Source organism: Streptomyces sp. GbtcB6 (assembly GCF_019091475.1).
Taxonomy (GTDB): domain Bacteria; phylum Actinomycetota; class Actinomycetes; order Streptomycetales; family Streptomycetaceae; genus Streptomyces; species Streptomyces hyaluromycini.
In genome coordinates this window covers 93,719-106,684 of record NZ_JAGXJL010000015.1, presented here as the reverse complement: position 1 = coordinate 106,684, position 12,966 = coordinate 93,719, and the positions used below count along the sequence as shown (strand labels likewise).

The 12,966-nt window shown below is 70.8% G+C and carries 11 protein-coding genes; 5 read left to right on the top strand and 6 right to left on the bottom strand.

Features of this window, described 5'->3' with window-relative positions; translation table 11 throughout:
• Positions 1 to 29 precede the first annotated feature (29 nt).
• Positions 30 to 773 (top strand): hypothetical protein, encoded by a 744-nt coding sequence (locus KVT45_RS25425; protein ID WP_217551206.1) that lies wholly within the window; start codon positions 30 to 32, stop codon positions 771 to 773.
• Here KVT45_RS25425 and KVT45_RS25420 read toward each other — a convergent pair.
• Positions 755 to 1,138, bottom strand: coding sequence for a VOC family protein (locus KVT45_RS25420; RefSeq protein WP_217551204.1), 384 nt, complete (start codon positions 1,136 to 1,138; stop codon positions 755 to 757). The two genes, KVT45_RS25425 and KVT45_RS25420, sit on opposite strands and share 19 nt — an antisense overlap.
• Before the next feature lie 124 nt (positions 1,139 to 1,262).
• Between KVT45_RS25420 and KVT45_RS25415 the strand changes: the two genes are divergently transcribed.
• From KVT45_RS25415 to KVT45_RS25405, 3 genes are all read left to right on the top strand, one after another.
• Positions 1,263 to 2,279 (top strand): iron-siderophore ABC transporter substrate-binding protein, encoded by a 1,017-nt coding sequence (locus tag KVT45_RS25415; RefSeq protein ID WP_217551440.1) that lies wholly within the window; start codon positions 1,263 to 1,265, stop codon positions 2,277 to 2,279.
• Positions 2,280 to 3,272: an iron ABC transporter permease gene (locus KVT45_RS25410; protein WP_217551202.1), complete on the top strand. Its 993-nt coding sequence runs from the start codon at positions 2,280 to 2,282 to the stop codon at positions 3,270 to 3,272.
• Positions 3,273 to 3,424: 152 nt separating this feature from the next.
• On the top strand, positions 3,425 to 4,468 hold the full coding sequence (locus tag KVT45_RS25405) for an iron chelate uptake ABC transporter family permease subunit (RefSeq protein ID WP_217551200.1): 1,044 nt from the start codon (positions 3,425 to 3,427) through the stop codon (positions 4,466 to 4,468).
• 1 nt (position 4,469) lies between these two features.
• On the opposite strand, the gene KVT45_RS25400 is transcribed toward KVT45_RS25405, so the two are convergent.
• Positions 4,470 to 5,513, bottom strand: a complete 1,044-nt coding sequence (locus tag KVT45_RS25400) for an NAD(P)-dependent alcohol dehydrogenase (protein ID WP_217551199.1) — start codon at positions 5,511 to 5,513, stop codon at positions 4,470 to 4,472.
• Positions 5,514 to 5,687: 174 nt separating this feature from the next.
• Between KVT45_RS25400 and KVT45_RS25395 the strand changes: the two genes are divergently transcribed.
• Positions 5,688 to 6,581, top strand: coding sequence for a helix-turn-helix domain-containing protein (locus KVT45_RS25395; RefSeq protein ID WP_217551197.1), 894 nt, complete (start codon positions 5,688 to 5,690; stop codon positions 6,579 to 6,581).
• A 120-nt stretch (positions 6,582 to 6,701) separates the two neighbouring features.
• Here KVT45_RS25395 and KVT45_RS25390 read toward each other — a convergent pair whose 3' ends face one another.
• The 4 genes from KVT45_RS25390 to KVT45_RS56460 form a co-directional block, all read right to left on the bottom strand.
• Entirely contained in the window at positions 6,702 to 9,950 is a 3,249-nt protein-coding gene (locus KVT45_RS25390) for a S8 family peptidase (protein ID WP_217551439.1), read from the bottom strand.
• Between the two features lie 290 nt (positions 9,951 to 10,240).
• Positions 10,241 to 10,924, bottom strand: a complete 684-nt coding sequence (locus KVT45_RS25385) for an ABC transporter ATP-binding protein (protein WP_217551195.1) — start codon at positions 10,922 to 10,924, stop codon at positions 10,241 to 10,243.
• Positions 10,925 to 11,156: 232 nt separating this feature from the next.
• A complete protein-coding gene (locus KVT45_RS25380; RefSeq protein ID WP_217551193.1) occupies positions 11,157 to 12,638 on the bottom strand; it encodes an ABC transporter permease in 1,482 nt (493 codons plus the stop codon).
• On the bottom strand, positions 12,620 to 12,931 hold the full coding sequence (locus KVT45_RS56460; RefSeq protein WP_308310861.1) for a GMC oxidoreductase: 312 nt from the start codon (positions 12,929 to 12,931) through the stop codon (positions 12,620 to 12,622). Before KVT45_RS56460 ends, KVT45_RS25380 begins: the two co-directional genes overlap by 19 nt.
• Between the last annotated feature and the right edge of the window lie 35 nt (positions 12,932 to 12,966).

Here is a 12,966-nt window from a genome sequence, read left to right as displayed (position 1 = left end):
GGGACGCAGGGCACGGGAGGGACCTCTTCGTGGGTGGCGGGACTTTTCTGATCGGTGGCGGCTGGGACGCGCCCGAGGTGTACGGGCCGCTGCTGCGGGCCTCGGGGGGCGGCCGTATCGGGTGTGTGATCGTCGACGAGGGGGACGGCGAGGAGCAGTTCGCGCGGTACGCGGAAGCGTTGCGGAGCGCGGGGGCGGGCGCGGGGACGGCGGTGCCGCTGCTGGTGCCGCTCGGCAAACGGTTCGAACCCGGCCCGCTGGTGGGCGGACTGGGCGGGCTGCTGGTGTGCGGTGGACTCACGCCCGCGTACCAGGACGCGTTCGCGGAGTGCGCCGGGCGGCTGACCGGGCGGCTCGCCGAACGCGGCATCCCCTACGCCGGGTTCTCCGCCGGTGCCGTGCTCGCCGCCCGGCGGGCCGTGGTCGGTGGCTGGCTGGCGGACGGTGTTCCGGTCTGCCCGCCGGACACCGCCGAGGATCTCGAAGAGGTCGAGGTACGGCCGGGGCTCGGTCTTGTGCCCTTCTCCGTGGACGTGCACGCGGCCCAGTGGGGCACGCTGGGGCGGCTGGTGGCGGCCGTGTCGCAGGGGTCGGTGCCGTACGGCGTGGCGATCGACGAGAACACCGTGCTGGAGGTGACCGGCGCGACGGGCCGGGTCGGCGGGCGCGGGCGCGTCCACGTCGTACGGCCCTCGGGCGCCGCGGCGGGTGCGGCCGTACGGTCGTACGCGCCCGGTGAGTCCGTCCCGCTTGGTCAGCCGCCGCTGCCGTAGGGGCGGGTGAGGATCTCCAGACGGTGGCCGTCGGGGTCGTCGAAGTAGGTGCCGCGGCCGCCGTCGTTGGTGTTGATCTCGCCGGGACGGCTGTGGTGCGGGTCGGCCCAGTAGCCGATGCCGGCCGCCCGGACGCGGGTGAAGATCTCGTCGAAGTCGTCCTCGGAGACCAGGAAGGCGTAGTGCTGCGGCGGGATGTCCCCGGGGGTGTCCAGGTAGTCGAGGGTGACGCCGTTCGGCAGCGCGACCGGGACGAACGGACCGTATTCCGGGCTGACTTCAAGACCGAGGATGTCGGCGAGGAACCTTGCCGACGCGTGCTTGTCGTGTGCGGCGACGATGGTGTGGTTCAGGTTCACGGTCATCGTGGGACCTCCTCCTGTCCAACGTACCCCCGGCACCGGCTAAGGTAAGGCTCGCCTTAGTCACCGATCGGAAGAGCTAGTCGTGCGTGCGTTGAGGTTGAGGACTGTCCTGGCCGTGTCCGCCATGTCCGTTATGGGCGGTCTGCTGGCCGGCTGCTCGTCGTCCGGCGGTGGCGACGACGCCGGTACCGCGCACGGCGACGGGACCGTGAACAAGGTCGCCGGCGCCTCCGAGGGCCCCTCCGCCGCGCCGAGCGCCCTCGCCGACGGGATGGGCTCCGACACCGACACCGACGGCGTCTTCCCGCGCACGGTCACCCACTTCGAGGGCACGACCACCATCAAGGCCGAGCCGAAGAAGATCGCGGTGCTCAGCACCGGGCAGCTCGACGACCTGCTCACCCTCGGCATCGTCCCGACCGCCGGCACCCGCGCCGACAACGCGGGACTCGTCCCCGACTACCTCACCGACGCCTTCCCGCAGTACAAGAAGAAGCTCGCCGCGATGACCGACGCGGGCACCCGCCAGTCCCCCAACCTGGAGTCGCTGGCCGCCGCCAAGCCCGACCTGATCCTGGTCAACGACTCGCTCGGCGACCTCTACCCGCAGCTGTCGAAGATCGCGCCCACCGTGGTCACCGCGGGCCAGGGCATCAACTGGAAGCGGGACCTGCTGCTGGTCGGGGACGCGGTCGGCGAAGGACAGAAGGCCCAGGAACTGCTCACCGACATCGTCGACAACGCGAAGGCCGGCGGGTCCGCCCTGAACGGTTCGGCCACCGTGTCCATGGTGCGCTTCACGCCCGACCGCACCCGGATGTTCGGCGTGTCCTCCTTCACCGGCTCGATAGCCGTCGACATGGGCCTCTCCCGACCCAAGTCGCAGCAGTTCAACGCCATTTCGCAGGACATCAGCGCGGAGAAGGTCGACACCGCCGACGGTGACTGGATCTTCTACTCCGTGCAGGGCGACGCGGCGAAGACGGACGCGGCGACCGTGCTCGCCGGGCCGCTGTGGAAGTCCATGAAGGCGGTCGAGGCCGGGCATGCCGTGCAGGTCGACGACGACCCCTGGTACCTCAACGCCGGTCCCACGGCGGCGCGTCTGGTCGTACGGCAGCTCGCCGAACACCTCCGGTAAGTGCGCCGCGCCCTCGTCTGGCCGACGGCCGCCCTCGCGGTGGCCGTCGTCGCCGTACTCAGCCTCGCGGTCGGCACCCGTGCGGTACCGCCGGCCGCGGTGTTCGACGCCCTCCTGCACGGCGGGTCCTCCCCCGACGCGCTCGTCGTCCGCTCCCTCCGCCTGCCCCGCACCGAGGTCGGCCTCACCGCGGGCGCCGCGCTCGGCCTCGCCGGCGCCGCACTCCAGGCGGTCACCCGCAACCCGCTCGCCGACCCCGGCATCCTCGGCCTGAGCCAGGGCGCGGCGGCCGGGGTCGTGCTCGCCATCGTCCTGGGCGGCTCCGGGTACGGCTTCGGGGCCTACGTCTGGTACGCGTTCACCGGCGCCGTCGTCGCCGCGTGCCTGGTGTACGGCATCGCGGCGCGGGGGCGGGGCGGTGCGTCCCCGGTGAAGCTGGCGCTGGCCGGCACGGCCCTGTCCGCGATGACCGCGGGCGCCACGACGGTCGTCCTCACCTCCAGCTCCGCCACCCTCGACCAGTTCCGGTTCTGGCAGGTGGGGGCGCTCAGCGGGCGGGACGCGGGGACGGTCGTACGGATGCTGCCGTTCCTGGCGGCGGGCGCCGTGCTGGTGCTGTCCTGTGCCCGGGGGCTGGACGCACTGGCACTGGGCGACGAGACCGCGCGTGCGCTGGGGCACCGGGTGCATGTCGTACGGGGGTGCGCGGCACTGGGGGCGACCCTGCTGACCGCGTCCGCGGTGGCGGCGGCCGGGCCGATCGCGTTCGTGGGGCTGGTGGTGCCGCATCTGGCGCGGCGGTTGGTCAGGGGCGGCGGGTACGGGCGGGTGCTGCCGCTGTCGGCGCTGCTGGGAGCGGGGTTGCTGGTGGCCGCGGATGTGCTGGGGCGGGTGGTGCGGGCTCCTGCGGAGGTGCCGGCCGGGGTGATGACGGCGTTGGTGGGGGTACCGGTGCTGGTGGCCCTGGTACGGAGGAAAGGTGCCGTGACATGAGACGTACCCGGGGCTGGGGGCGGGGGGTGTCGCTCACCGGCGCTGGCCGGGTGCCGCTGCGCCCACCCGTGCCGCCCCAGCGGCACGACTGCCCGCAGCTATGTAGCCCCGTAAGGGGCGCGGGGCTGTATTTGATTTGCGGCTGCCGCCGCGTGGACGCGACCAGCCTCCACCGGCCCGCAGTCGTAGTACTACGGCCCCACCCCCGCTTCTCCCTCGTCCTCCACAAGCGTTCGGTTCTCGTCGCCCTCGCGCTTCTCGGCCTCCTCGCCGTCGCCATGACCGCCTCCGCCTCCCTTGGCCAGACCTACATCCCCCCGGCCGACGTCTGGCGCACCCTCAGAGGCGGCCGAACCCCCTACGACCTCGTCGTCAACGAGCTGCGCGTCCCCCGGATCGTGCTGGGTGCTCTCGTCGGCGTCTCGCTCGGGCTCGCCGGAGCCCTGGTGCAGACCGTCACCCGGAATCCGCTGGCCAGTCCGGACGTGATCGGCGTCGGGCACGGCGCCGCCGCCGCGACCGTGCTCGCGCTGGCCACGGGGGCCGTCGCATCGCCCTCCGCGATGCCCGCGGTGTCCGTGGCCGGCGGCCTCGGTGCCGCCGCCCTCGTGTACGTGCTCGCCTGGCGGCACGGCATGCAGCCCAGCCGTTTCGTGCTCACCGGCGTCGGTATCGGCGTCGCCCTGTCCGCCGTCGTCCAGCTGTACCTCACCGACAGCGAGCTGGACGCGGCCGAGCAGGTCAAGCTGTGGCTGACCGGGAGTCTGAACGGGCGGGGGTGGGAGCAGGCCGGGCCGCTCGCCGTCGTGCTCGTCCTCGCCCTGCCGGGGCTGGTGTGGGCGGCCCGGGCGGCGCGGCCGCTCGGGCTCGACGCCGACACCGCCGCCGCCCTCGGCCTCCGGGTCGACCGGGCCCGGCTCGGTCTCACCGCCCTCGGCGTCGTGCTGGCCGCCACCGCGACCGGTGCCGCCGGGCCGATCGGGTTCGTCGCGCTGACCGCGCCGCAGCTGGCCAGGCGGCTCACCCGCACCCCCCAGCTGCCGCTGGTCTGCTCGGCGCTGACGGGCGCGCTCGTGCTGGTGACCGCCGACCTGGTGGCCCGCACCCTGGTCCCTCCGCTGGAGATCCCGGTCGGTGCGCTGACCTCCCTGGTCGGCGGCCCCTATCTGCTGTATCTGCTGGGCAGACGGAAGTGACTCAGATCGTCGCCGTGTCGATCACGAAGCGGTAGCGGACGTCGCTGTTGACGACCCGCTCGTACGCCTCGTTGATCTGGTCGGCGCCGATGAGTTCGATCTCGGCGCCCAGGTGGTGCTCGGCGCAGAAGTCGAGCATCTCCTGGGTCTCCGGGATGCCGCCGATGCCGGAGCTGCTCAGGCTGCGGCGGTTGCCGAAGACGGAGGAGAGGAGGATGCGGACGGGCTCCTCGGGGATGCCGACGTTCACCATGGCGCCGTCGGTCTTCAGCAGCGACAGGTACGCGTCGAAGTCGAGCGGGGCCGACACCGTGTTGAGGATGATGTCGAAGGTGCCCTTGAGCTCCTCGAAGGTCTTCGGGTCGCTGGTCGCGTGGTAGTGCGTGGCGCCCAGCTTCAGGCCGTCGTCCTTCTTGCGGAGGGACTGGGAGAGGACGGTGACCTCCGCGCCCAGGGCGGCGGCGATCTTCACGCCCATGTGGCCCAGGCCGCCGAGGCCGACGACGGCGACCTTCTTGCCGGGGCCGGCGTTCCAGTGCTTGAGCGGGGAGTACGTGGTGATGCCGGCGCAGAGGAGCGGGGCGGCGACGTCGAGGGAGAGGCCGTCGGGGATGCGGACGACGTAGTTCTCGTCGACGACGACCTTCTGCGCGTAGCCGCCGTAGGTGGGCTGCCCGTCCTTGCCGACGGCGTTGTACGTCCAGGTCGGGCCGCCGCCGGTGCAGTACTGCTGGAGCCCGGCCTTGCAGTTGTCGCACTCACGGCAGGAGTCGACCATGCAGCCGACACCCACCCGGTCCCCCACCGCGTACTTCGTGACACCCGGGCCGACCTCCGAGACGACGCCCGCGATCTCGTGACCGGGCACCATCGGGAAGATCGCCGTACCCCAGCCCTCGCGGGCCTGGTGGATGTCGGAGTGACAGATACCGGCGAACTGGATGTCGATGAGGACGTCGAACTCGCCGACCGCGCGCCGCTCGATCGTGGTCCGCTCCAGCGGGGCCTTCGCGGCAGGCGCGGCGTAAGCAGCAACAGTGGTCATGAGGGGGGTTCTCCTAGAGGTGTCTTCGCACCCGGTCGCCTTCTTCCGTCCCGGGCACGTCTACAGACTCCTCCACGCTACGTCCGTCACCCAGCCCCCGCCTCTGCGTACGTCTGCCGTGCCTACCACTGGCGGGGTCAGGTTCCTGTGCGTACGACCGTGAATACTGGATGTATGGAAGACCACCCCCTGCCCTCCTCCCCGCCCCTGGACCTGCGTGCCGAGCTCAGCGAGTTCCTGCGCACCCGGCGGGCGCGGCTGCGCCCCTCCGACGTGGGGCTGCCGGACTTCGGGCGGCACCGCAGGGTGCCGGGGCTGCGGCGCGAGGAGCTGGCGCAGCTGGCCGGGGTGTCGGTGGCGTACTACACGCGCCTGGAGCAGGGCAACGGGCGGAACGTGTCGGCGGAGGTGCTGGACTCGATCGCCCGTGCGCTGCGGCTCACCGACGCCGAGCACGCGCATCTCACGCATCTCGCCAAGGGCAAGCAGCACAAGAAGAAGGCGTCGGCGCGGCCGCAGCAGGTGCGGGCGTCGCTGGGACAGCTGCTGGAGTCGATGGAGGGCGTGCCGGCGTACATCGTGGGGCGGCGCTCGGAGGTCCTGGCGTGGAACCCGATGGCGGCGGCGCTCTTCGGTGACTGGGCGGAGCTGCCGGTGACGGAGCGCAACTGGGCCCGGCTGACGTTCCTGCGGCCCGACTACCGCGAGCTCTTCGTCGACTGGGAGCAGAAGGCGATCGACATCGTGTGCCAGCTGCGGATGGACGCGGGCTGCTATCCGGACGACACCCGGCTGTCCGCGCTGGTGGGCGAGCTCTCGGTGAAGAGCGAGGAGTTCCGCCGGCTGTGGGCGACCCACGACGTCAAGGAGAAGTCGTACGGGATGAAGCGGATGCACCACCCGCTGGTGGGTGAGCTGTCCCTGAACTACGAGTCGTTCCGCGTGCCCGGCGACCAGGACCAGGCCCTGGTCACGTACCACGCGGAACCGGGCTCGGCGTCGGCCCAGGCGCTGCGCCTGCTGGCCAGCTGGGGCACGGACGCGACCCGGGTCGCCCCCACCGCCTGAACCCGCCGCCTGAACTCACCGCCTGAACTCACCGCCTGAGCCCGCGCATGGAGAACGGCCCGCCGGAAGCCGCGCTTCCGACGGGCCGCTCGCTGGGGTTCTACTCAGCGGCCGACGCGCTCACTTGGCGTAGTACGCGTTGTAGATGGAGATCGTCGACTTGTTGCCCTTCTTGTCGGCGATCTTGGCGTGGAACGAGATGGCCTTGCCCTTGGCCGGGTTCTTGACGGTGATCTTGCCGTGGCTGACCGTCAGCTTCTTCCAGGTCTGGCCGTAGTCGTACGACACCCAGACCCCGAGGGACTTCAGGTTGCGGCCGGCGGCCGCGCCCTCGACGGTGACCGGGAAGGTGACCTTCTTGCCCGCCTCGACGCGGCTGTCCAGGCCGGTCTTGGCGCCGAAGTGGACGGTGGAGGCCGGGAGCTGGGCCAGCATGGTGCTGCTGCCCGGCTTCTTCGAGTGGAAGGTCCAGCTCGCGTCGATCCGGGTGGAGGCGGCGGCGACCTTGACCGAGCGGATGACCGAGGTGGTCAGCTTGTACTCGGCGTCAGCGGACGGCACGTTGAAGACGCCGTCGCCGAACAGCGGGTCCTTGTTGGAGCCCACCTTGGTGCCGTTGCGGTACAGGGTGGTGTTCACCGACAGGAAGTCGGAGGACCCGGCGTGCTTGGCGCTGTCGGAGAACAGCGGGACGATGCCGAAGATCTGGTTGCCGTCGCGGTACAGGCCGTAGTCGGACGTCAGGTGCGGGCCGAAGACCGCCGTGTTGAAGGTGTTCCCGTAGGACTTGCCGGCCTTGTACGTCTTCGGTTCGCCCAGCGTGTAGTAGGCGTCGATGATCGGCAGACCCTGGGGGTCGTGGCCGGAGTACTGCATGGCGTCGAAGGCCCACTGGGCGTCGTCCACGGTGGAGACGTGGAAGGTGCGGGTGCCGGGCAGCTTCTGCTCCACCGCGTCGCCCATGACGAGGTCCTCGCCGACCACGCCCCACGGCGCGACCGAGCCGGTCTTGTTGGAGGCGGAGGCGCCGACGGCGTTCTTGACCGTGGCGAGCTCACCGGTCTTGAAGTGCCGGACCTTGTCGCCCTGGATCTTCTTGACCTGGGCGCTGGTGGCGACGTCGTACTCCTCGTCGGCGCCCTTGGTGAACTGGCCGCTCCAGGTCTGGGTCAGACCGCTCGCGACCTCACCGCCGAGCGGTGCGAGCCGGATGTTGGCGAAGGTGTCGAAGCCGACCCCGAACCCGATGCCGGCCGGGTCGTACATGTAGTCGACGGTCGCCGAGTGCGGGGTGGCCTGGGCGTCCGGCACGGTGACGTCGGCGGCCTTGGTGGTGCGGGCGTCGATGGTGAGCGTGAGGTCCTTGGTGACGCTCAGCTTCGGGTTGACCAGCCAGTCGAGACCGCCGTCGAAGGTGGTGAAGTCCTTGGCGATCCAGGCGTCGAGCAGATACGTGCCCTTGGGCACCCGGAAGGTGGCGGTCCCGGAGTCGGAGACCGGCACGACGTAGTCGCGGCCGTTGCCGAGGCCCGAGTAGCCCGCGAGGTCGGTGGCGTAGACACCGGTCGGGTTGCCGTCGCGCCCGATGTGCTTGACGGTGACGGTGTACGACTGCACCTCACGCGTGACCGCGGCCGCCGTGCGGATGCTCTGCCCGCCGCCGGTCGCCGTGACGTACGCCGAGTAGGCCCCGTCGAGGGTGCCGCCCAGCTTGGTGTTGACGGTGAGGTCGACGGCGGCCGTGCCGCCCGCCGGGACGGTCACCTTGGTCGCGCCGAGCTTGAAGAAGCCGGCCGGGGCCGCCGCGCCCTTGGGGTCGGTGGCGATCGCCGCGAGGCTGAGGGTGACGTCCTTGGTGCCGGTGTTGCGGTAGGTCAGCTGCTTGGTGACCGCGGTGTCGTCGGTGTGCGGCCACTGCTGCACACCGAAGTTCACCGACACCGGGTCGGCGAGCACGGTCTGCTTGATGGCCTTGTCGACAGCGATCCGGCCCGAACCCTGCTGGAACGGCGTGTACTTGCCGCCCTTCGCGGAGCCGGTCAGGGCCGCCTTCAGCTGCTGGTAGCCCCAGTCGGGGTGCTCCTGCTTCAGGATCGCCGCGGCGCCCGCGACATGCGGGGTCGCCATCGACGTACCGGAGATGGTCAGGTAGCCGGGCGGGTTCTCGCCGACCTCCTGGTCGATGACGCTGCCCTTGGCCGCGGCCGCGGTGATGTCGACGCCGGGCGCGGTGACGTCCGGCTTGATGGAGCCGTCGGCGGCGGGGCCGGTGGAGGAGAAGTCGGCCAGCTTGTCGTTGCCGTCGACGGCGCCGACGGTGAGCGCGTCGGCCGCGCTGCCCGGCGAACCGATCGACTCGGGGCCCTCGTTGCCCGCGGCGATCGCGAACAGGATGCCCTTCTGCTCGGAGAGCTTGTTGACCTCGGCTTCGAGCGGGTCGATCTCCGGGGTGTCGAAGCCGCCGAGGCTGAGGTTGACGATGTCGGCGCCCTCGGTCGCCGCCCACTCCATGCCGGCGAGGATGCCGGAGTCGTCACCGGAGCCGGTGTCGTCCAGGACCTTGCCGTTGAGGATCTTCGCGCCGGGCGCGACACCCGTGTACTTGCCGTGCGACTTGGCGCCGGTGCCCGCCGCGATGGACGCGACGTGCGTGCCGTGGCCGAAGTGGTCCGAGGCGTCGGCGGCCGCGCTGAAGTTCTTGGACTCGATCACCTGGTCCTTGAGGTCCGGGTGGGTCGTGTCGACACCGGTGTCGAGTACGGCGATCTTGACGCCCTTGCCGTTGTAGCCGGCCTTCCAGGCCGTGGGCGCGCCGATCTGCGGCACGGACTTGTCCAGGCTGGCCTTGCGGACGCCGTCGAGCCAGACGTGCGCGATGCCGGAGGCGGCCTTGTTCCCGTTGGTGACCGCGTCCCAGAGCTCGGGCGTGTCCTTGACCGGGGTCTGCACGGCGTCGGCGTTGAGCGTCTTGAGGCTGTGCCGCAGGGTGCCCGCGTCCCGCACGTCGGCCTTGGTGGCCGTGGCGGCGCCGCTGTACCCGACGATGACCTTCAGGCCGTTCTTCTGCGCCCTGCGGGTCGCGGCCTTGTTCAACTCGGTGACGTCGAAGAGCCGTTGGTCCAGCTTGCCGGAGGCCACCAGCTGGACGGCGTCACCGGGGACGACGAGGGTGTGCCCGTCGACCTTGCTGATCCGGAAGGGTATGTGCTGGCGCCCCTTGGCCCGCTCCAGGCCGACGACACGGCCCTTGGCGTCCAGAGCGACCCGGTCGCCGGTGATCAGGGTGACGTGGTGCTTGGCGGTGAGCGAAGAGGCAGCGGCGGCCGAGGCGGCCCGCTGTTCCGGCTTCGCCGACGCCGGGCTGGTCATGCCCGCGGCGAGCGCGACGGCTGCTGCGGTGGCCACGGTGGCCGCGGCAGCTCTTTTCACTTGTCTGCGCAAGACTCCCCCAGGAGACGGTGTGCCGGGCGAATTCCCCGTTCACCCGGCCGGGGGCAGTCCCGTACGCACATACGTCAACCCCCCGGAATACGGAGTATGCCGGGGGGTGATCAGCGGGCTCAATAGATGAGAGGCCGGTAAGAAGAGTGCGGGCCAACTGTTACGCGCCGGGGCTGACACCGTTACACAACCGCGCGGTTGTACGCGGCGCGCCGGTGTTATGCGCCGGCGTTCTCCTTGACGGTGATCTTTCCCTTGCGGATGGTCGCGAGGCGCGGGGCCTTCTTCGCGATCGCGGAGTCGTGGGTGACCATGATGAAGGTCAGCCCGTGCTCCTTCCACATGCGCTCCAGTACGTCCATGATCTCGTCGCGCATGCCCTCGTCGAGGTTGCCGGTGGGCTCGTCGGCGAGCAGCACCTTGGGCTGCTTCACCAGGGCCCGGGCGATGGCGACACGCTGCTGCTGGCCGCCGGACATCTCGCCGGGCAGGTGGCCGAGGCGCTCGCCGAGACCGACCGACGTCAGCGCCTCGGCGGCGCGTTCGCGCCGTTCCTTGGTCTTGACCCCGAGCGGGACGAGGGCGGTCTCGACGTTCTCCTGGGCGGTGAGCGTCGGGATGAGGTTGAAGGACTGGAAGACGAAGCCGATGTTCTCGCTGCGGACCCGGGTCAGCTTGGTCTCGGAGAGCTTGGCCAGGTCGGTGCCGTCCAGGACGACTTCACCGGACGTCGGCCGGTCCAGGCCGCCCAGCATCTGCAGGAGGGTGGACTTGCCGCCGCCCGTGGGCCCCTGGATGACCAGGCGGTCACCGTCGGCGATGGTGAGATCGATGCCGTCGAGAGCGCGGACGGTGTCCTTGCCGCGCGTGTAGAGCTTGGTGACGTTTCTGAGTTCGTACATGGTGGCTCCTGGAGGGTGTTCGGGGTGGGGCGGTCGGGTGTCCGCTGCGGGCCGGTGGGGGTTGCTCGCGCAGTTCCCCGCGCCCCTGAAGGGGCGCTTCAGCCGCGGGCGCCTTGTCAGCTGACGTAGCTGCGGGCAGTCGTGCCGCTGGGGCGGCACGGGTGGGCGCAGCGGCACCCTGCAAGCGCCGGTAAGCGTTCCCACCCCCGCCCCCAGCCTCGACGGACGTCAGCTACTCGACGCGCCGAAGTGCATCCGCCGGCCGCAACCTGGACGCGCGCCAGCCGCCGAACGCGCCCGCGATCAGGCCGCCGGCCACCGCGAGGCCCACCGCCAGCGCGATCGTCGTCACGCTGACCGGGGCCGTGAGGGCGACCTCCAGGGTCTTCGCGGTCTGCCGGCCGGGACCACCGCCGAAGCCGCCGCCACCGGTGCCGCCGCCGAAGCCGCCACCACCGGTGCCGCCACCGCCACCGCCGCTGCCCAGGGAGGCCTGCAGGGTGGGGCTGATCGCGGTGACCACGTACGCGCCGACCAGACCGAGCCCGATCCCGAGCGCACCGCCGACCAGGCCGTTGACCATGGCCTCGCCGATGACCTGCCGGGTGACCCGGCCGGACTTCCAGCCCAGCGCCTTCAGCGTGCCGAACTCACGGACGCGGCGGGAGACCGCCGAGGAGGTGAGCAGGCCGGCGACCAGGAACGCGGCCACGAGCACCGCGATGGACAGCCACTTGCCGACGTTGGTGGCGAGCGAGGACGCCGTGGAGAGGGAGCCGGAGACGGTGTCCGCGAGGTCGGCGGAGGTGGTGACCGTGGTCCCCGAGACGTTGCTCTGGATGGTCTTCTTCACCGAGGAGATCTGCTTGGAGTCGGTCGCCTTGACGTAGATCGTGGTGACCTTGTTCTTCTCGTCGGCCAGCGTCTGCGCCTGCTTCAGCGGCATGTAGAGGTTGGCCGCGGCGTCACCGCTGTCGGCCGTCGCGATGCCGATGATCGTGTACTTGACCTTGTTGATGGTGACGGTCGAACCGACCTTGTACTTCTTCTCCTTGGCGAACGCCGAGTCGGCGACCAGCACCTTGGCGTTCGTCTCGGTGGTCTTGAAGGTACGGCCGCTGGTGATCTTCGACGAGGTCAGCGGGCCGATGTCCGTCTGGGTGACGTCGGTGCCGTAGATCGTGTACGAGTTGACGTCGAAGTTGGCACCGCCGCCCTGGACTTCACCCTGCGGCGCTCCGGTGCCACCGCCGCCGCGGGTGCCGCCGGTGCTGCCGGAGCCCTGGTCCTGCTGGAACTGACCCCGGGTGAACTGGCCGCTGATCTTGACCACGTTGAGGTTCAGCCCGCCGACCGCGGTCGCGACGCCCTTCTGGTCGCCGACCTTGGTGACGGTGGTGGAGGCGAGGGTGGTGAAGCCCTGCACCATGACGCGGTCACTGCTCTGCGTGCTCGACGAGCCGTTGTTCTGCGCGTCGAAGTTGAAGCGGGGGCGCTGGGAGGCGCTCGTGGACGCCGACGCGGCCTTGGTGACCGTCATGTCCGTACCCAGGCCGTACAGCGACTGGAGGACCTTGTCCTGCGCCTTCCCCATGCCGTTGGACACGGAGTTGACCACAATGACCAGTGCGATGCCCAGCGCGAGGCCGGAGGCGACGACGAGAGCCGCCTTTCTGCGGCGGCGCAGTTCGCGCCTCAGGTAGGTGAAGAACATGACCGCAAGGTAGGGACGCACCGTGATGGCTCGATAAGGCCTAAATAAGAGATGCATGAGAAGGCTGTACGGAGGCCAGGAATGACCCCGCACCGGGCTGTCAGCGGCGCCCGGGCACGCGGATTACGTCCGCGGCACGTTCGGCGGGCATGGTCACGGGGGCGTGGGTGTGCGCCCGTTACGAGGCCGGGCATCGCGGCGGCGTCCACCACCCGCAGACCGCTCACGCCCCGGACCGCTAACGCCGGGTCGGCCAAGGCGTGTTCGTCCGTACCCGTCCGGCAGGTGCTCACCGGGTGGTGGCGCTGCCGCCGGCTGATCCGCTGCT